Genomic DNA, 18,929 nt, shown 5'->3' on the forward strand with positions numbered 1-18,929 from the left:
CTTATTTTTCAGCTTTATTGATTGATATACAGTGTATTTATAATTTTATATATTTTTCCACAGCTATTAGTAAAAGAAGAATGATGCTTTAAAAATATTTATCCAAACTCAGTCCGTAAGTTAAATTGAGGTTTTCGCTGTTGGTAATATTCAATTTATTGTACGTAAGCGCAGTGGTCAGGCTTATCCACTTTTTAAGTTTAAATCCAAGCGTAGTGTTTGATCTGATAATATGATCTCCTTTTCTGGAAAAGGAATTCTGGAGAAAATGGTTACCGTCAATGGTGATGAGTTCTTTTATACTGAAGTGATATTGTAATCTTAATGAGTTTCTGTAGGTGTGGTAATTATCCCCGGCAATTAAACTACTTTGGTCAAACAGAATTCCATTGCTCAGGTTCACGTATGCATATTCCTTGTCGACAATGCTATAGGCAATTCCTAAACCCGCCAGCAGTTGGTTTTTGAGTTTCAGCGAATAACTGGTATTGTAGTTAGCTAAACCCCAATAGTAGAAGTGGGGGAAGGTTTTGTACAGGTTAAAGTTTAGCGTAGTAGAAAAATCGTTATTGCTGAGGTTGTTATTTTGCTTTCCATATAACCAGGCCGATAATGAATTTAATACCACGCTTTTCTTCTTTACACCAAAGCTTAATGCGTTGTTTAGTAAATAAGCCTGATCATCATTAGTTCGGTTAACTGAGCCTGTTGAATTTAAAAGCAAATGGTAATTTGTGCTGTCGGTGTATTGTGCAAATGCATTGTTAACGAATAGACACACGGCTACAAAAAGTATACTCCTCATCCATAAATAACACTTTTATGCAGAAATATGTTTAGGTTAGTTCAATTCATACCATTTAGGCATTTCAATATAATTTTGGTTGAATATTACTGTTCCTTCAGTATTTTTAAATCCGGCAGTAATGTAATCAAGCTTCGGCGCTTCAGTAGCGATTTCTTGCTTAAACTGCATGGCATCGATCGTTAGGTAATGATATAACTTTTGCTGCTCTGTTTTATTTTCTGTCAGAAGAATCAAAACATGTTCGCCCGTACCCAGTTTATGGATTATTGTTCCCTTTACTCTCATACTTTACACGACAAGTATTTACGACTAATGTTTTATTCATTTTGTTCTGAATCAAACATTCGAATTAATAAGGTGTTCACTAAATATAAATGCTCATCCAGCCAGAATTCGGGTGAGATTCCAACATACAAGATCTATTATAAAAATGGTTGAATCAGAACCCAAAGATTGGCGCTTCAAGCTTCATGAAATTATTTATGAGTCAAATACGCCTGCAGGTAAGGCGTTTGATGTGGGCTTACTGATTGCAATTTTCGCCAGTATCATTGTTGTGATGCTGGATAGTGTTGTGGGTATCCATCAGCATTATGGTAAAATATTTAACATTGCCGAATGGATTTTTGCTGCATTGTTTACTTTAGAATATATATTAAGACTCGTTAGCATTCGTAAACCAATTAAATATGTTTTTAGTCCGCTGGGAATTATCGATTTGATTGCATTGTTGCCATCATATCTTAGCATATTTTTTATTGGTGCGCAATCGTTGCTTGTATTCCGGGCATTGAGATTATTAAGGGTATTCAGAATTTTTAAACTAGGACAGTTTCTTACCGAAATTAACTTCCTAACCCAGGCGTTGAGAAATAGTTTACGTAAGATTAGTATTTTTTTGCTCACCGTGTTAACCATTACAGTGATCCTGGGGTCGATTATGTATCTGGTCGAAAATCGTGAGAACGGCTTTTCAAATATACCTGAAAGCATCTATTGGGCAATCGTAACCATTACTACAGTTGGCTACGGGGATATCTCTCCCATAACGCCGATGGGCAAGTTTGTTGCATCTGTAGTGATGTTAATTGGTTACGCCATCATTGCTGTACCGACCGGAATAATTACGCACGACATTGCGGTGGCGGCCAGTAAGAAAAAAGAGCTTCCTGAATCTTGCCCGAATTGTAGCAGGGAAGGCCATGACAGCGATGCACTTTTCTGTAAGTATTGTGGTTCATCGCTATTCAGGTAAAAAAAAAGCTCCCTTAGGAGCTTCTCTTTTACTTACAGCATTTCACTGTCATCTTCATCGTAGGCATTGAGATCTTTATCCAGTTCTTCTACATCCGAGTCGTCTGTTTCTTCAATATCTTCCGCGTCTTCATCCGTTTCCAGATCGTCGCCATCTATCAAATCATCATCATCTTCTTCGTCATCCGGTCCAAGTTCTTCATTTAAACGTGTACCCTCTCCATCGGCATATTGTACCTCTTCGGCTGTATATTCGTCATTTTCGGGTAAAGAGTGTCCATCTGCTGCACTGCCTTCTGATCTTCCCACCTGAAATTGTTCCAGGTTTGCAATTTCTTCTTCTGGTTGAATGTTTTCTTGATTTTCCATGGTAGTTTTTTTTATTAAAGAACAGGATTGGAGAGACTATGGTTTGAACAATAATTATATTTCTTGTACCTGGCGCTACCCGAAACTACAAATATATTTTAAACGGGTTTTAATGCTTTGTTTTTTCGATCGCTATACAAAAGGATAGTGCTATTATTTTTTAGTTACACTTTCTTTAATCCCGTATGCTTTATTTTTACAGAATTAAATAGCAAAAGAAATGAAAATTTTACATCTTATATCCAGCCCAAGAGGGGAGGCATCTTTCAGTATTAAACTGGGAAATGCAGTAGTTGAGAAACTTACTGAAGCAAATCCGGAAAGTACTGTTAAAACACATAGCCTGGTATCGGCCCCATTTCCACATTTAGAGGAAGTGCATTTGAACTCTTTTTATACCCCGCTAGAAAATCACACTCCGGAATTAACTGAAGCAGTGAAGCATTCAAACGAAGCAATTGCTGAGATTCAGGATACCGATGTAATTGTAATTGGTGTGCCAATGTACAACTTCGGAATTCATTCTACGCTTAAAGCATGGATTGATCATGTAGCCCGTGCCGGTAAGACTTTCAAGTACGGCGAAAACGGACCTGAAGGTTTGGTAAAAGGTAAAAAGATTTATCTGGCTATTTCTTCGGGTGGTGTTTATTCAGAAGGGCCAATGAAGGCATACGATTTTACTGAACCTTATTTAAGAGCTGTGCTTGGCTTTTTGGGCATGGTAGATGTAACTGCTTTCAGGGTTGAGGGTGTTAATATGCCTGACTTGAAAGACAACGCATTAGAAAACGCCATTTCCAAAATCGTTCTTTAAAAATAGGCCTTGCCTGCCTTTTGGCAGCGCAGGGCATATTTTTTAATTCTGCATATAACGGTCAACTCTGGCAGCAAAATCATTAAGATCAAAAGGCTTGTTAATAAAATCCTCAGCATCGCATTTTGACTTTACAGCATTTAAGTGGTTATTGGCCGACATCATCATAACAGGAATGCCGTGTGTTTTAATATTCCCCTTCAGGCTATTGCAGATATCTAACCCATTTCCATCTGGAAGCACAATATCCAGGATGATCATGTCCGGCGTGTGCTTATTCATCTGTAACCAAAAATCACGGGTATTTCTGCAAGCTCTTACTTCAAAAAGCTCTTCCTCTAAAAGGAATGAAATGATTTCCCGTATGCCGGGATTATCTTCAACTACATAGATGCACTTTTTCATAGAACCTCCTGTTTCAATGGATAACGGAACTATTAATCAGGTGTTTAAAATAATTCTTAACATCATTGAAGTTATCCACGGCATTGGTTCATCTGTCACCGTTTTATCTTATTCATTAATTAGCTAAAAAAAAGATTAAAATATGTTTATATACTAAATATTTTAGTATAGATTTGCGCTAAGTGACATCCAGTTTATGGTTCAAACCGCTCTATTCGGGGGATAAAACAAAATGCAGATGGCTGGGTTTTTTGATTGATAATATTATTTTTTATGACTGTTACCGTATTAGCCATATTAGAAACTGATTTTAAGCCTGATTTATCATTGGGGAAAATTATGAATGAGCGATTAAAAATCGCAGCTGCTGATTTGCAGGATATTTATTTACAGCCTTTGCAGGCATTAGGACAGCGTAGTGATGACGTAGTGGTTTACATCAGTTACAATCCAAAATACAAAATCAGGTGGCGGGTTGTAAATGATGTACCTGAAGACATAGATAATTTTGTTTCTCAGATATGTGGTAATCTGGGCTACTTACATTGGAAAACAGCCGCCATTAATATTTTCAAGGGAAATGAATAGCATGTTATCACCTGAGTAAGGCAGTCTGGGATTTTCTTCAAATTTGTATGAACAAATTGAAATCTATTGATGTTCTATTACAAACTTAAATGAAATGATAGAACTGGCTTATAGATGCGATTTACCCAATCACCAGCATCATGTATACACCCTGATGCAATACGGAAGTGATGAACCATTCTCCTATATGATAGACGGGGAAGTAATCGGAAAATTAGATAAAGTTGAAGGTTCCTGGAAACAGCTGAGTGGAAAGGATACCCCTCAGGAGGTAATCAATGATATTGGTTCTTTCCTGGATAACAGAAAGTATTAAATTAAAAACCCCGGCTATTTCTAAACGGCCGGGGTTTGATATTTTTAATGGGCGTGATTAAACTAGAAAACCACCGCCAAGCAAATCGTTTCCTTCATAAAATACTGCTGATTGTCCCGGAGCAATTGCCGAAACATTGTGGTCAAAAACAACTCTCATCCTATCTTTTTCCTGAACAATTGTACTTAACATGCCGGCATCCTTATAACGTATTTTTGTAATTACATCATTCATAGGTTCCTCAATACTGCCATATTTAATCAGATTGATATTGCGGACCATTGCTTCTTTACGCTCCAACTCCTCTGCACGGCCTAAAACAACCGTATTGCTTTCAGGAAGTATCTGGGTAACAAACATCGGTTCACCAAATGCCACACCTAAGCCTTTACGCTGGCCGATGGTATAAAAGGGATAGCCTTTATGCTGACCAACGACCATTCCGTTGCTCAATATGAAATTTCCCCCGGCTACACGGTCTTCCAGATCCTCTACTTTATGTTTAAGAAAAGCTCTGTAGTCGTTATCAGGAACAAAACAAATTTCATAACTCTCAGATTTTTTGGCTAATTCTTCCTGTCCCATGTCCAAAGCCATCTGTCTGATTTCTGATTTTGCAAAACTGCCCAACGGAAATTTAGTACGGGATAGATTTTCTTGTGAAACTCCCCACAGTACATAAGACTGATCCTTGTTTTCATCCTTACCTTTTGATATTACATAGCGTCCGCTGTCTTGCTGGCGGATGTTGGCATAATGGCCGGTTGCAATAAACTCGCAGTCGAGTTTATTAGCCCTTTTTAATAAAGCTTCCCATTTAATATGGGTATTACATAAAACACATGGGTTAGGCGTTCTTCCGGCAAGGTACTCATCAACAAAATTATCGATCACATAATCACCAAATTCGTCGCGTATGTCTAAAATGTAATGCGGAAAACCATAATTTACGGCAAGTGTCCTGGCATCATTAATGCTATCCAGCGAGCAACATCCGGTTTCTTTACTGCTTCCCCCTGAGGTTGCGTAATCCCATGTCTTCATGGTAAGGCCGATTACTTCATAACCCTGCTCGTGCAGCATTACTGCAGCAACCGAACTATCCACACCGCCACTCATGGCTACCAGAATTCTACCGTGTTTACTCATCTTTAAAAAATAGAGTGCAAAAATAAGCTTTATTTAATTGAAATTGGTGAGCTGAAGTCAGTTCCTTGTAAAAAGCCACAGCAGGCCACTAATACATATCAATCATCCTGGGTACACCTCCGTAGGTCGACCTGTCAGTTTGTGGAGTGAGCCTCTCAAATCTCTTAGCTTTTAGAATTGTATTTTTTGTGTTGGTTAAACGATTTAGACAAAGATTATTTACAGTTTTGCGTTTAAATTAATACCTTAGGATTTTCAAATATAAGCTAACTTTAAAACCGACATGATTAAAAAAATTATCCTGCCTTGTCTTGTACTTTCTTCACTCGTGGCCTCGGCACAGCAGAATTTGGTGCAATATGTAAAACCCATTATCGGCACATCAAAAATGGGTCATACATATCCTGGCGCAACCGTTCCGTTCGGTGCCGTTCAATTAAGTCCCGAAACCGATACCTTATCATATGAAGTAAATGGTAAATATAATGGCGACGTTTACAAATATTGCGCAGGTTACAAATACGAAGATAAAACCATTACGGGCTTTAGCCATACGCACTTTAGTGGAACAGGCCATTCTGATTTAGGTGATTTCTTAATTATGCCAACCAAGGGGAAACTGCAACTAAATCCAGGTACGGCAGACAATCCTAAATCAGGCTATCGCTCAGCATACTCGCACGCCAACGAAACTGTTGAAGCCGGATATTACAAAGTTAAACTGGACGATGATAACATCACTGCAGAGCTAACAGCTACCAACAGGGTGGGGATGCACCAGTATACCTTTCCAAAATCAGATCAATCGCATATCATTTTGGATCTGATGGCAGGCATTTACAATTATGAAGATAAAACCGTTTGGTCATACGTCCGCGTAGTGAATGATACACTGATTACGGGGTACAGGCAAACTTATGGTTGGGCCAGAACAAGAACGGTATTTTTTGCAATGAGCTTTTCTAAGCCATTCAAAAGTTATGGCAGAAAAAGTTTCGATGCTAAACAAGCCTACAGAGGATTCTGGGGTAAATTCAATCAGGATCAGAATTTTCCGGAAATAGCCGGTAAAAAAATCAAAATGTTCTTCGACTTTGACACCCAGGAAGGCGAAAAAGTGAAAATTAAATTTGCGTTATCACCGGTAAGTCAGGAAAACGCCTTGCAGAACATGCGTGCAGAAATTTCCGGCTGGGACTTTGAAAAAGTTAAAGCACAGGCACAATCAAACTGGAATAAAGAACTAAATAAAATTCAGGTTACTACCAGCAACGATAATAAAATCAATTTCTATACGGCATTATACCATGCATTCATTAATCCAACAACCTATACCGATGTAAACGGGGAGTATAAGGGGCTTGATCAGGGCGTTCATAAAGCAGATGGATTTACAAACTACACTACGTTTTCGTTGTGGGATACTTACAGGGCACTGCATCCATTCTTCAATATTGTTCAACCAGCGCGTAGCAATGATATGGTTAAATCCATGATGGCACATTACGATCAAAGCAGTTTACATATGTTACCAATCTGGTCGCACTATGCAAACGATAACTGGTGTATGAGTGGCTATCATAGTGTCTCTGTCTTATCCGATGCGATAATAAAAGGTACTTATAATGGTGATGCCAACAAAGCCCTCGATGCCTGTATCACCACAGCTAAACACCGCGATTATGAAGGTATAGGATATTATATAGACAAAGGTTATATTCCTGCTGAACGCAGTGGTGTATCCGTGTCAAATACATTGGAATACGCTTATGATGACTGGTCTATTGCGCAGCTTGCTAAAAAGTTAAACCGCATGGATGTTTATGAAGAGTTTATTAAACGTTCAAACAACTGGCGGAACAATTACGATAGCGCATCTGGTTTTATGCGTCCACGCCTGGCAGATGGCACTTTCAAAAAAGCTTTCGACTCAAAAGATACTGAGGGTCAGGGTTTCATTGAAGGCAACAGCTGGAATTACAGTTTCTTTGTACCTCATGACCCTGCTTCATTAATCGAAGTGATGGGGGGAAAAAAGAAGTTTGCAGCACGTTTGGACACGCTTTTTAGCATGCATTTGCCTGATGAATTTTTTGCCCATACCGAGGATATTACCCGCGAAGGTATTATCGGAGGATATGTTCATGGAAATGAACCAGCACACCATGTGGCTTACCTGTACAACTGGACTGACGAAGTATATAAAGGACAGGCGCAAATTCGTCATATCCTTAACATGCAGTATAAACCTACCGCAGATGGATTGGGTGGCAATGATGATTGCGGGCAAATGAGTGCCTGGTATATGTTTTCGTCGATGGGCTTCTATCCTGTAGCACCCGGTTCGGATGTCTATTCGCTAGGTAGTCCGCTTGTAGATAAAGCAATTATTAACTTAGAGAACGGTAAAAATTTTACTGTCGAAGCCATAAATCAGAGCGCCAAAAATGTGTATGTACAAAAGGTGATGCTGAATGGGAAAGAAATCACGAGCCACCAGATTAAACATGCTGATATTATTAACGGTGGAAAGCTTAGCTTCTATATGAGTGCAAAACCAAAAAAATAATTTAATCATACCTTTCTCCATATTCGACCGCCAGCGTATGCTGGCGGTTTTTTCATTTACAAGCTATAAGAAAATCGATTTAGAAATACATATTTAAAGGTTTTCGATTTTGAACTTAAAAAAATTATCTTAATATTTGTTTTCGTTCTAACCAGATAATTTGCGATATCAGTCATAAACCTTTGATTTGCTGAACATCGTTTTAGGGTTGGCGATATTAAATTTATATAGAACCAAATCTCATCACACACAATAATGAAAAGAAGAACATTTATCCAGAGCTCAGGTATGTTGGGGGCAGGTGTACTTGCATCCAAATTTTCTCTTGCTTCTGAACTTTTTCCCGAATTTCCCGTTGTCAGGGTTGTTGCAGGAAAACGCCATTTTAAAAGTAAAGCCGTTGACTCTGCAATCAAAACGTTTCAGTCGAAGGTGAAAAATCCTGAATTGGCATGGCTCTTTGAAAACTGCTTTCCAAATACACTTGACACAACAGTTTATTATAATGAAAAAAATGGTCGTCCTGATACCTACGTAATCACCGGGGATATTGATGCCATGTGGCTACGTGACAGCTCTGCACAGGTTTGGCCTTATTTGCAGTTTGTGAATGAGGATGAGCCACTGAAGAGATTGATAGCTGGCGTAATCATCCATCAAACCAAATGCGTTTTGAAAGACCCTTATGCCAACGCTTTCTACGGTGATGCAAATAAGGTAGGAGAGTGGAAAACCGATAAAACAGATATGCAGGCCGGCGTTCACGAGCGTAAATGGGAAATCGATTCGCTGTGCTATCCTATTCGTTTAGCCTACCATTACTGGAAGAAAACCGGAGATAAAACACCTTTCGATGCAGATTGGAAAAAAGGGATTGAAGCTACACTAAAAACTTTTAAAGAGCAGCAGCGTAAAACTGGTCATGGTCCTTATCATTTTCAACGGGAAACCACGCAGCCAACAGACTCACAGCCTATGGCAGGATATGGCTTTCCGGTTAATCCTGTAGGTTTGATCTGTTCTGCCTTCCGCCCCAGCGATGATGCAACAATTTTTCCATTTTTAGTTCCATCTAACTTTTTTGCTGTTTCTAGCTTGAAACAGGCTGCCGAAATGATCAAAGCCCTGCAGGCGGATCAGTCGCTTGAAAGCAATTTGCTGAATCTTGCCGACGAAGTGAATGCCGCTTTGCAAAAACACGCAATTGTTAACCATCCAAAATATGGAAAAATCTATGCCTTTGAGGTCGATGGATTTGGAAGCAATTACATGATGGATGATTCAAATGTGCCAAGCTTGCTTAGTTTGCCCTATCTGGGCGCTATGAAAATTGAAGATCCAATTTACCAGAACACCCGTAAATTTGCTTTATCGAAAGATAACCCATATTTCTTTAAAGGCACAGCAGCCGAAGGAATTGGCGGCCCGCATGTTGGTCAGGATATGATTTGGCCAATGAGTATTACGATGAGGGCGCTGACCTCAACAGACGATCCAGAGATCAAATTATGCATCCAGACATTGCAAAAAACACATGGAGGTAAAGGCTTCATGCATGAATCTTTCCATAAAGATAATCCTGAAAAATTTACCAGAGCATGGTTTGCCTGGTCCAACACCTTGTTTGGTGAGTTGTTATGGAGAACATACCACGAAAAACCTGCTTTACTTAACGGATAAAAACAAAGCCCTCATTTGGAAAAAAAAATACCAGTGGGGGCTTTAACTTTGTAATCAACTATGCTACTTAATGATAATATACCAACATCTCTATTGTTAGATGTGAAGCCGGGAGATGAAATTACAAGCGCCGAAATTTCGGGTGTAGTGCATAAAATCGAAATTCAGGAAACAGATGATTTTCTGCTTTTTATATTCATTCTGGAAGATAAGCAAGAATTAGCGATTAAAAAGTTGAGGCAAGTGTGTTAAAAATCACCGGTTACAGACAGCTGATGTAAGTTTTTAGCTTTCCTTCTATGTATCCTGTTTTTTAATTCTTAAATAAATTAAGGTCTTACGGGAGTAACGTTATCATATTTAATCACCTTATGTCAATCGGTTTAATGTATTCAACTATCAAATAAAACGATTTATAATCAAATGAAACTACTAACCAGGTATATATTTGTTGTTTTATCGCTAATGATAACACAAGCGGTAAAATCCCAGAACCAGAAGAAAAACACTTTAACCAATTATGTAAACCCCTTTATTGGCACGGCACCATTAACTGACCCTAAAATTTTAGGATACGAATTGCCAGAGGGCTGGCGCTCATGGGCCGGTCTATGCTTTCCGGGCAGCTCACTGCCAAACGCAATGGTTCAGCTTAGTCCCATTACCGAGTATGGTTCAGGTGCCGGCTATGAGTATGAGGATGATGTAATTCTGGGATTCGCCCATACTAATAAAGGTCATTGGAACCTTTGCAACGTGCCTGTTTTGCCTATGTCAAAGCCTGGTACCCATTTTGGATCAAAGTTTTCTCACCAAAAAGAAAGTGCGTCGCCCGGGTTCTATCAGGTTTATTTAAGCGACTATCAGGTTAACGTAAACCTGACTTCCACTTTAAGATGTGGTTTTCATCAATATGAATTTAAAGACAATCAGGACCGGCAGGTATTATTTGATCTCGCAAAAGCCAATAGCCGGGTGTCTGACTGGAATATATCGCAGGATGGTGATTATGCGGTGAAAGGCTTTCAGAACGGGGAGAACGTATATTTTTATGCGGTTTCAAACACCAAAATAGACAGACTAGAGAAAAAAGAAGAAGGGAAAAATAGCGGCTATGCCATTCTTCATTTAAGCGATGGACAAACAAGGCCGGTAGAGCTTAAAATTGGTCTTTCGTTTGTAAGCGTCGAAAATGCAAGGGAGAATCTGGAAAGTGAAATCGGCTCAAAAACTTTTACACAGGTTAAAGCGGCTGCAGCGACTCAATGGGAGAAATTGCTGTCTGCAATCCAGGTAAAAGGGGGCACCAGTAAACAAAAGGTCATGTTGTATTCCAGTCTCTACAGGTCATTTCTTTGGCCGGCTTTACGCAGTGACGTAAACGGTCAGTTTAAAGATGCTAAGGGACAGGTGACCAAATCTGATTTCAGGTACTACACGGAGCCATCCCTGTGGGATACATACCGCAATAAGGATGTACTGTTGGGATTGATTACTCCGGATGTTACGCTTGACGTTATTAAGTCGATGATCGATGTCGGGCAAAAACGGGGGTTCATGCCTACTTTTTTTCATGGCGATCACGGTACTTCATCCGTTGCGGGTGCTTATCTCCGGGGAATAGATCAGTTTGATATCAAGGCGGCATATCAGATTTTTTTGAAAAATGCGAACGTAGAAGGCGGAGCACGTCCTTTTATCAAAGAATATATTGAAAAAGGATATATTTCTGATCCGGATATTAAAAATCCACATGTTGAAACGAAAGCCAAAGCAGGGGTGTCCAAAACACTCGAATATGCTTATGACGATTATTCGCTGGCTCAAATTGCAAAGAAACTTGGCGACTCCAGCAATTACAGAAGCCTCATGGCCAGGTCCGGAAACTATAAAAATATGTTCGATCCTGGCACACGATTCATGAGAGGGCGACTTGAAAATGGCAACTGGATAAAGCCATTCAATCCCCAGTATCCCTATTACGAATACATGTACCGGGAGGCAAACGCATGGCAGGTTTCCTTTTATGCACCTCACGACATGCCGGGTTTAATTCGATTGTATGGCGGTGCAGCAGGCTTTGAATCAAAACTCGATTCTCTGTTTACACTTCCCTGGAATCCAAAATATATTGCCCGGAATGTTGAAACGATGATTGGACAATATTGCCAGGGTAACCAGCCAGATCATGAAGCGCCTTTTGCCTATACTTTTATTGGCAAACCCGAAAAATCTCAGAAAATTATTGATAAGATATTAAATGAACTATATGGAATAGGCAAGGAAGGCCTTGCACTTTCAGGAATGGATGATGCAGGGGAAATGTCTTCATGGTATGTGTTCAGCGCTTTGGGTATCTATCCGTTCTCTGCAACTGATCCAAATTACATTGTTACCGTACCGTTGTTCGATGAAATTAAATGGAAAACCAGTAGTGGTAAACTGCTGATCATTAAAAAGCCCTTCATAGGAAGAAAACTCACGGCGATAAAGGTAAATGGTAAGAAGATTCCTGGATATTTTATATCTCACGATGTGTTTAGAAATGGCGGCACAGTGGAAATGGTTACAGAGTAATCACAATTTTTACTTTTGACCATATAAATGTGATCATTAAGCAATTTTACCCCTAATTGTTTACGATTTTCTATCCTCTGTCCTTTTGTGATGCTTTAAATTTGCTGCCGGAGTATTTTAAAACATCATACAAAAGTTTATATGAAAATCTTTCTGACCATCTTATGTTGTCTAATTGCACAGTACCAGTTGTTTGCCCAAACCATAAACTGGGAGCAGTTCATGGCAAAGCAGAATATGAAATGGGAGCAATTGGGAAAAGACTATTATAGCGGTATTACTTTAGGTAATGGATTAATGGGCCTGAATATTTACCAGGCGGGCGATAGTACCATCAGGCTTGACGTAGGCAGATCAGATGTAATTGATGTGAGGGCACAACTTATGCCAGAGGCTGGTAAGCTCTATACTAAGGCCCGACTCCCTATCGGGCATTTTATGGTGAACGTTAGGGGGAAAATACTCCGGGCAGATATTCAGCTTCATCTTTATGATGCAATAGCCTCAGGTAAAATATTTACTGATCAGGGAACAATTGATGTTGCAGCTTATGTTGATGCTAAACATGAGGTCATCCATATTGAATTGAAAGACCAGCAAAACAGGAAGCTCGACTGGAAATGGGAGCAGGAAAGAAGTGTAAGTTTTAGATACATGCAGAGTCACCCGACTGACAAACCCAAAACCTATCCAGATAATCCACCGGTTGTGAGGAAGAATATCAATGAATTTGTAGTTTACCATCAGCCATTATTAAATCATGGGGGATATAGCACTGTCTTTAAAGCCTCAAAAGATGAGATGTTGGTTTCTGTTGGCTACGATGCTACTGCCAGTGCTGATGAAGATCTGGAAGCCATCAACAGTATTAGGGGTTTTGAAAAGGATATTAATCACCTCAAAAATCACAAGTCCTGGTGGCACCAGTATTACCAGAAAAGTTTTGTAAGCCTGCCAGATAAGAGGATGGAAAACTTCTATTGGATCCAGCTATATAAACTCGCTTCAATTACACGGGAAAATAAAATACTCATTGATTTGATGGGTCCCTGGGCCAGTTCAACACCGTGGCCTGCGATCTGGTGGAACCTGAATACCCAGCTTACCTATTCACCTGTTTTTGCTGCCAATCACCTTGAACTCACCAAACCGTTATTCCAGTCTTTCAAAACCAATCTTCAGAACTTGATTAATAATGCTCCCGAGAAGTGGCGCTATAATTCTGCCTTCATAGGCCGTAGCTCATCTTACGATCTGATTAGCCCCACCAATGAAGCAGATATGGTAAAAGGCCCTTTTGAAGCAGGTAACCTGACCTGGATGATGTATTATTATTATAAATATTATGAGTATACGGGGGATAAGCAGCTATTGAAAACCGAAATTTATCCTTTATTGAAACGATCAGTTAATTTTCTCTTACATCTCTTATACAAAGATGAGCAGGGGATTTATCATCTGCCGCTATCTCATTCACCGGAGTATAAAAATGCCGTAGACGCTAACTATTCGCTTGCCAGCTTAAATTGGGGACTGAATACCCTTATATCCATCAATACTAGTCAGGGAATAAAGGATGGAGATGAGGCCAAATGGAGGGAAGTGCTTAAAAACCTTACCGCGTACCCAAAGGGTGAAGATGGTTTCCTGATTGGCAAGGATGTAGCGCTCACTTCATCACACAGGCATTATTCTCATCTCTTAATGATTTATCCTTATGGCCTGGTAAACTGGGACCACGAAAATGAACGGGCGCTTATCCTCAAATCGGTTAATCACTGGATTTCTCTGAAAGGGGCACTTCAGGGATACACCTACACCGGCTCGGCCAGTATGTTCGCGCAAATGGGAAATGGGGATAAAAGTTATGCGCTCTTGAATGAACTCTTTAATAAGTACATCCAACCCAATACCCTTTATAAAGAATCTGGTCCGGTAATCGAAACACCCCTGGCGGCCGCAACGTCGATACAGGAACTACTTCTGCAAAACTGGAATGATAAAATCAGGATCTTCCCAGCTATACCGGAATCATGGAAAGATGTTTCCTTTAAGAATTTAAGAACTGACGGCGCCTTTCTGATAAGTGCGAACAGGAGAAATGGAAAAACAAATTCCATCCAGATCAATAGCCTTATAGGTGGTGGCTGCATAATTTCGTCGGATATTACTAATTTCGAAGTCACTTCGAATAAAAGAAAATCACTGCAATTTGAACAGAAAACAGTGGGAGCAAAGGTTGAGATCAGATTTTCTGGTTTGTTAGCCAATGAAATAATCAGCGTTAATGCGAAGGATAATGCTGTTAAAAACCTTTCGGTAAGCTACAGTCATCATGCAGACTGGTACTGGGGGTATAATAGTTTGACTATGAAATAATGCCAGGAAGTGAATTTAAGTGTCTTATGTAGATTTCAGGAAATCAATGTTTCTTTTCAATCCCGAAAGTTTAGTTCGCTTAACCGCCGAACCTTTAAATACTTTTTTGAAAACTTCATCAGTGATTTCAGTCAGGTCGCTGGTCTTAAGGTCAAGCAATCCCGAATCGGGTTGGAAGGCCTCCTCCTGGTGCACTTTTGAAAAGCGATTCCAGGGGCAAACGTCCTGGCAAACGTCACAACCAAACATCCAGTTATCCATTTTATCTTTAAACTGAGTAGGGATTTCGTTTTTAAGTTCGATGGTGAGATAGGATATGCATTTGGTTCCATCTACCACCTGAGGTGCGATGATAGCATCTGTAGGACATGCATCCAGGCATCGTGTACAGGTACCGCAATGATCAGTTTGAAAGGGATGGTCATAATCCAGTTCAAGGTCTACAATTAGTTCGGCAAGGAAGAAAAATGAGCCCTCAGTTTTACTGATCAGATTAGAATTTTTTCCGATCCAGCCAATGCCGGATTTCTTTGCCCAGGCCCTGTCGAGTACGGGTGCCGAATCTACGAATGCCCTGCCATTTACCGCACCGATGTTTTCCTCTATAAAAACGGTAAGCGCTTTCAATTTTTCTTTTATCACATAATGGTAATCCTGACCATATGCATACTTTGAAATTTTTGGCGCGGTAGGATCGGCCTGTTTCTCATTGGTATAATAGTTAAGCGATAGCGAAATAACCGATTTTGCATCATCAACCAAAAGGCGCGGGTCCAGCCTCTTGTCGAAATAGTTTTCCATGTATTTCATCTCACCGTGATGATTTTGGTTCAGCCATTTTTCTAAGCGTGGTGCTTCTTCCTCGAGAAACTCAGCTTTGGAAATACCGCAGGCCATAAAGCCCAAACGTATGGCTTCATCTTTAATCAGCTTGCTATATTTTACCTTATTTAAGTACACGGATTTGCAAAGATAAGGCTTACAATCAAAACATTTTCATTAATCACTTGTTCTAAATGCAAACACTAAATTAATTAATTGGGGTTCTTTAATATTTGTTTATAATATTTGGAGAACCCGGATTCAACTGCAAAACCATGGAAGAAATAGATCCAAAACATACGGAATCTGGAGAAGCTCCAAAACCGATAGAAAAAGATTACGAGAATCATAAAGAAGATCCGGGACCAGCAAAACCTGCCGTTACTGAAAAGGACGAAAACGGTGCAGGCTCGGTATTGAAATGGATTTTGCCGATAGCTGTAATTATTGGCTTAATTGTCTGGTTTGCGCTTAGGAAGTAAGGTCATTCATTTCATAACAAGAAAGCCAGTTCAAACGAACTGGCTTTCTTGTTATATGTAAATTTATTTGAGCAATTTAATCTGATAAAGATCTTTTCTTCTGTCTTTCAATATTTTTACTGTACCATAATGATGCAATTCATCCAGTAAATGGAGGTCGACATCAACTACAAGAACCATCTCTGTATTTGGGGTAGCCTCGGCTTTGGTGGCGTTAGTGGGAAAAGCAAAGTCTGATGGGGTGAATACCGCCGATTGGGCAAACTGAATATCCATATTATTTACCTTCGGCAAATTACCCACACAGCCTGCAATAGCCACATAACATTCGTTTTCGATCGCTCTGGCCTGGGCGCAGTGCCGTACCCGGGTATAACCATTCTGGGTATCAGTTAGAAATGGCACAAATAGAATCTGCATTCCCTGATCTGCATATAATCTGCTTAGCTCGGGGAACTCTACGTCATAACAAATCAGAATACCAACTTTTCCGCAGTCGGTATCAAAAACCTGCACCTTATCCCCACCCACCATGCCATAATATTTCTGTTCGTTGGGCGTGATGTGTATTTTCCGGTATTCATCGATTTTACCCGTTCTATGGCAGAGATAGCTCGCATTGTACAGCTTTCCCTCATCAATTATCGGCATACTACCTGTAATAATGTTTACATTATAGCTTAGCGCATACTCATGCATTCTGGCCACGATTTCTTCCGTCTTTTCAGCAAGCTTCCGCATAGCCTCAATTTCAGGAAGATGATTATAGGGCTCCAGCAGCGGAGTATTAAATAATTCAGGAAACATCACGAAATCGGATTTGTAGCCGCTTATCGCATCAACAAAAAATTCAACCTGCTCGTAAAACGAATCCATATTGGGGAATAAACGCATCTGCCACTGAACCAAACCGAGGCGGATGTTCATTGCAGAACGCGCGGAGGCATCCACACCCTGATAGTAGATGTTATTCCACTCGATTAAAGTTGCATATTCTTTTGATTCCTTATCTCCCGGCAGGTAATTTTTCAGCACCTTCCTTACGTGAAAATCATTTGAAATCTGGAAAGTTAGGGTAGGGTCGTATAATTCTTTGGATTTTACTTTGTCAATATACTGCCTGGGACTCAGTTGTTCTGCATATTGGTGGTAACCAGGAATTCGTCCTCCTGCGATGATGCTTTTCAGATTAAGTCCCTCACACAATTCTTTTCGAGCTTCATAAAGTCTTCTGCCTAACCTCAAGCCTCTAAACTCAGGGTGTACGAATATTTCGATTCCATATAAGGTATCTCCGTTAGGATCGTGTGTAGAAAAAGAATAGTCGCCCGTAATTAGCTTATAGGTATGGCGGTCGCCGTATTCATCGTACTCTACGATAATGGCGAGCGAGCAAGCTACAACCTTATCATCAACAGCGATACAAAGTTGTCCTTCAGGAAAAATGTTCAGTAATTTAGCGATACTCGACTTGGGCCAGATAGACCCACCCATGCTGTCGTAAGCCTGCAGCATTGATTCTTTAAGGTCAGCATAATCTTCGAGCGTTAATCTTCGTAATTCAATATTCATAATGTTTGATTTGTACAGTATGAACAGAGATCTGCAAAGAATGTTTGAAAGCGGCAGGTTAAAATGAAGAAATAAGACCTCCCAATTTACAAAAATGGAAGAGGTCTTTATAGTATCAAAACAACTTTCCAGTTTGCCCGGGAAAGTTTTTCTTCAAGTGTTTGTATGCCGCTTCAGTAACTTCTCTTCCGCGCGAGGTACGCATGATATAACCCTCCTGAATCAGAAAGGGTTCATACACTTCTTCAATAGTTCCCTCATCTTCACCAACAGCTGTAGCAATGGTTTTTAAGCCAACCGGTCCACCTTTGAACTTGTCGATAATCGTACTCAATATTTTATTATCCATTTCATCCAGGCCATGCTCATCAACATTTAAGGCATTCAGTGCATAGCTTGCAATAGCGGTATCGATTGTTCCGTTACCTTTAATCTGGGCGAAATCACGCGTTCTGCGTAACAGCGCATTGGCAATACGAGGCGTACCGCGACTACGGCGGGCAATTTCGTAGGCACCTTCATCGCTGATTGGTGTTTTTAATATTTCGGCAGAACGTAAAACAATTGTTGTCAATAGTTTTGCATCGTAATAAGCTAACCGGGCATTGATACCGAAACGCGCCCTCAAAGGCGCCGTAAGCAAACCCGAACGGGTTGTGGCACCAACCAAAGTAAAGGGATTTAACGAAATCTGTACTGATCTTGCATTAGGTCCTGATTCCAGCATGATGTCGATTTTAAAATCTTCCATAGCTGAATAAAGGTACTCCTCAACCAACGGAGATAGCCGGTGAATTTCATCAATAAATAGAATATCGCCCTCATCCAGTCCCGTTAGTAAGCCAGCCAGGTCGCCTGGTTTGTCGAGCACTGGCCCTGAGGTTACTTTGATCCCCGTAGCCATTTCATTAGCAATGATATGAGATAGCGTTGTCTTTCCAAGTCCGGGAGGGCCATGTAAAAGTACGTGATCCAGGGCTTCCCCCCGAAGTTTTGCCGCCTGCACAAAGATCTTCAGGTTTTCCATGACCTTCTCCTGTCCGGTAAAATCTTCGAAAGCCTGGGGCCTCAATACCCGTTCAATATCTCTGTCGGTAGGAGTAAGGTGGTTTGCTTCGGGATCAAGATGCTCGTTCATAAAG

Annotated in this window: 18 protein-coding genes; 10 read left to right on the forward strand and 8 right to left on the reverse strand. The window is 40.2% G+C overall.

Going from position 1 to position 18,929, the window contains the following annotated elements; all coding sequences use genetic code 11:
• Positions 1-88 precede the first annotated feature (88 nt).
• Together AB669_RS20285 and AB669_RS20290 are read right to left on the reverse strand one after the other, a co-directional pair.
• Positions 89-805: a DUF481 domain-containing protein gene (locus AB669_RS20285; protein ID WP_047801184.1), complete on the reverse strand. Its 717-nt coding sequence runs from the start codon at positions 803-805 to the stop codon at positions 89-91.
• A gap of 36 nt (positions 806-841) precedes the next feature.
• The gene (locus tag AB669_RS20290; protein WP_047801185.1) at positions 842-1,093 is read right to left on the reverse strand and encodes a hypothetical protein; all 252 of its coding nucleotides are present in this window, start codon (positions 1,091-1,093) and stop codon (positions 842-844) included.
• Between the two features lie 145 nt (positions 1,094-1,238).
• Between AB669_RS20290 and AB669_RS20295 the strand changes: the two genes are divergently transcribed.
• The gene (locus AB669_RS20295) at positions 1,239-2,063 is read left to right on the forward strand and encodes an ion transporter (protein ID WP_047801186.1); all 825 of its coding nucleotides are present in this window, start codon (positions 1,239-1,241) and stop codon (positions 2,061-2,063) included.
• 32 nt (positions 2,064-2,095) lie between these two features.
• On the opposite strand, the gene AB669_RS20300 is transcribed toward AB669_RS20295, so the two are convergent.
• Positions 2,096-2,431: a hypothetical protein gene (locus AB669_RS20300; RefSeq protein ID WP_053058510.1), complete on the reverse strand. Its 336-nt coding sequence runs from the start codon at positions 2,429-2,431 to the stop codon at positions 2,096-2,098.
• Positions 2,432-2,651: 220 nt separating this feature from the next.
• Here AB669_RS20300 and AB669_RS20305 point away from each other — a divergent pair, with 220 nt between their 5' ends.
• Positions 2,652-3,248 carry an FMN-dependent NADH-azoreductase gene (locus AB669_RS20305; RefSeq protein WP_047801187.1) on the forward strand — a complete coding sequence of 199 codons (597 nt, stop codon included), beginning with the start codon at positions 2,652-2,654 and terminating at the stop codon, positions 3,246-3,248.
• Between the two features lie 42 nt (positions 3,249-3,290).
• Here the strand turns inward: AB669_RS20305 and AB669_RS20310 are convergent, their stop codons facing one another.
• Positions 3,291-3,653 (reverse strand): PleD family two-component system response regulator, encoded by a 363-nt coding sequence (locus tag AB669_RS20310; protein WP_047801188.1) that lies wholly within the window; start codon positions 3,651-3,653, stop codon positions 3,291-3,293.
• Positions 3,654-3,926: 273 nt separating this feature from the next.
• Here AB669_RS20310 and AB669_RS20315 point away from each other — a divergent pair, with 273 nt between their 5' ends.
• Positions 3,927-4,241 (forward strand): hypothetical protein, encoded by a 315-nt coding sequence (locus AB669_RS20315; RefSeq protein WP_047801189.1) that lies wholly within the window; start codon positions 3,927-3,929, stop codon positions 4,239-4,241.
• Between the two features lie 94 nt (positions 4,242-4,335).
• Positions 4,336-4,557 carry a hypothetical protein gene (locus AB669_RS20320; RefSeq protein ID WP_047801190.1) on the forward strand — a complete coding sequence of 74 codons (222 nt, stop codon included), beginning with the start codon at positions 4,336-4,338 and terminating at the stop codon, positions 4,555-4,557.
• 57 nt (positions 4,558-4,614) lie between these two features.
• On the opposite strand, the gene mnmA is transcribed toward AB669_RS20320, so the two are convergent.
• Positions 4,615-5,706, reverse strand: coding sequence for a tRNA 2-thiouridine(34) synthase MnmA (gene mnmA / locus AB669_RS20325; RefSeq protein ID WP_047801191.1), 1,092 nt, complete (start codon positions 5,704-5,706; stop codon positions 4,615-4,617).
• A gap of 283 nt (positions 5,707-5,989) precedes the next feature.
• Between mnmA and AB669_RS20330 the strand changes: the two genes are divergently transcribed.
• From AB669_RS20330 to AB669_RS20350, 5 genes are all read left to right on the forward strand, one after another.
• Complete coding sequence (locus AB669_RS20330) at positions 5,990-8,275, forward strand: GH92 family glycosyl hydrolase (RefSeq protein ID WP_047801192.1); 2,286 nt, start codon at positions 5,990-5,992, stop codon at positions 8,273-8,275.
• 255 nt (positions 8,276-8,530) lie between these two features.
• On the forward strand, positions 8,531-9,955 hold the full coding sequence (locus tag AB669_RS20335) for a glycoside hydrolase family 125 protein (protein ID WP_047801193.1): 1,425 nt from the start codon (positions 8,531-8,533) through the stop codon (positions 9,953-9,955).
• Between the two features lie 60 nt (positions 9,956-10,015).
• Positions 10,016-10,207, forward strand: coding sequence for a hypothetical protein (locus tag AB669_RS20340; protein ID WP_047801194.1), 192 nt, complete (start codon positions 10,016-10,018; stop codon positions 10,205-10,207).
• 171 nt (positions 10,208-10,378) lie between these two features.
• Positions 10,379-12,532: a GH92 family glycosyl hydrolase gene (locus AB669_RS20345; RefSeq protein WP_047801195.1), complete on the forward strand. Its 2,154-nt coding sequence runs from the start codon at positions 10,379-10,381 to the stop codon at positions 12,530-12,532.
• A gap of 141 nt (positions 12,533-12,673) precedes the next feature.
• Entirely contained in the window at positions 12,674-14,911 is a 2,238-nt protein-coding gene (locus AB669_RS20350; protein ID WP_053058511.1) for a glycoside hydrolase family 95-like protein, read from the forward strand.
• Positions 14,912-14,935: 24 nt separating this feature from the next.
• Here the strand turns inward: AB669_RS20350 and queG are convergent, their stop codons facing one another.
• Complete coding sequence (gene queG / locus AB669_RS20355; RefSeq protein ID WP_047801196.1) at positions 14,936-15,871, reverse strand: tRNA epoxyqueuosine(34) reductase QueG; 936 nt, start codon at positions 15,869-15,871, stop codon at positions 14,936-14,938.
• Positions 15,872-16,008: 137 nt separating this feature from the next.
• On the opposite strand from queG, the gene AB669_RS20360 reads away from it, so the two are divergent.
• On the forward strand, positions 16,009-16,215 hold the full coding sequence (locus tag AB669_RS20360; RefSeq protein WP_047801197.1) for a hypothetical protein: 207 nt from the start codon (positions 16,009-16,011) through the stop codon (positions 16,213-16,215).
• A gap of 63 nt (positions 16,216-16,278) precedes the next feature.
• Here the strand turns inward: AB669_RS20360 and AB669_RS20365 are convergent, their stop codons facing one another.
• On the reverse strand, positions 16,279-17,787 hold the full coding sequence (locus tag AB669_RS20365; protein ID WP_047801198.1) for a carbon-nitrogen hydrolase family protein: 1,509 nt from the start codon (positions 17,785-17,787) through the stop codon (positions 16,279-16,281).
• A 115-nt stretch (positions 17,788-17,902) separates the two neighbouring features.
• The gene (ruvB, locus tag AB669_RS20370) at positions 17,903-18,925 is read right to left on the reverse strand and encodes a Holliday junction branch migration DNA helicase RuvB (RefSeq protein WP_047801199.1); all 1,023 of its coding nucleotides are present in this window, start codon (positions 18,923-18,925) and stop codon (positions 17,903-17,905) included.
• Positions 18,926-18,929: the final 4 nt, after the last annotated feature.

Origin of the sequence: Pedobacter sp. BMA (assembly GCF_001027745.1) — a bacterium.
Taxonomy (GTDB): domain Bacteria; phylum Bacteroidota; class Bacteroidia; order Sphingobacteriales; family Sphingobacteriaceae; genus Pedobacter.

Coding starts and splice junctions, on each gene's coding strand:
- AB669_RS20285 (WP_047801184.1), bottom strand. CDS start 805: ATGAGGAGTATACTTTTTGTAGCCGTGTGTCTATTCGTTAACAATGCA.
- AB669_RS20290 (WP_047801185.1), bottom strand. CDS start 1,093: ATGAGAGTAAAGGGAACAATAATCCATAAACTGGGTACGGGCGAACAT.
- AB669_RS20295 (WP_047801186.1), top strand. CDS start 1,239: ATGGTTGAATCAGAACCCAAAGATTGGCGCTTCAAGCTTCATGAAATT.
- AB669_RS20300 (WP_053058510.1), bottom strand. CDS start 2,431: ATGGAAAATCAAGAAAACATTCAACCAGAAGAAGAAATTGCAAACCTG.
- AB669_RS20305 (WP_047801187.1), top strand. CDS start 2,652: ATGAAAATTTTACATCTTATATCCAGCCCAAGAGGGGAGGCATCTTTC.
- AB669_RS20310 (WP_047801188.1), bottom strand. CDS start 3,653: ATGAAAAAGTGCATCTATGTAGTTGAAGATAATCCCGGCATACGGGAA.
- AB669_RS20315 (WP_047801189.1), top strand. CDS start 3,927: ATGACTGTTACCGTATTAGCCATATTAGAAACTGATTTTAAGCCTGAT.
- AB669_RS20320 (WP_047801190.1), top strand. CDS start 4,336: ATGATAGAACTGGCTTATAGATGCGATTTACCCAATCACCAGCATCAT.
- mnmA (WP_047801191.1), bottom strand. CDS start 5,706: ATGAGTAAACACGGTAGAATTCTGGTAGCCATGAGTGGCGGTGTGGAT.
- AB669_RS20330 (WP_047801192.1), top strand. CDS start 5,990: ATGATTAAAAAAATTATCCTGCCTTGTCTTGTACTTTCTTCACTCGTG.
- AB669_RS20335 (WP_047801193.1), top strand. CDS start 8,531: ATGAAAAGAAGAACATTTATCCAGAGCTCAGGTATGTTGGGGGCAGGT.
- AB669_RS20340 (WP_047801194.1), top strand. CDS start 10,016: ATGCTACTTAATGATAATATACCAACATCTCTATTGTTAGATGTGAAG.
- AB669_RS20345 (WP_047801195.1), top strand. CDS start 10,379: ATGAAACTACTAACCAGGTATATATTTGTTGTTTTATCGCTAATGATA.
- AB669_RS20350 (WP_053058511.1), top strand. CDS start 12,674: ATGAAAATCTTTCTGACCATCTTATGTTGTCTAATTGCACAGTACCAG.
- AB669_RS20360 (WP_047801197.1), top strand. CDS start 16,009: ATGGAAGAAATAGATCCAAAACATACGGAATCTGGAGAAGCTCCAAAA.
- AB669_RS20365 (WP_047801198.1), bottom strand. CDS start 17,787: ATGAATATTGAATTACGAAGATTAACGCTCGAAGATTATGCTGACCTT.
- ruvB (WP_047801199.1), bottom strand. CDS start 18,925: ATGAACGAGCATCTTGATCCCGAAGCAAACCACCTTACTCCTACCGAC.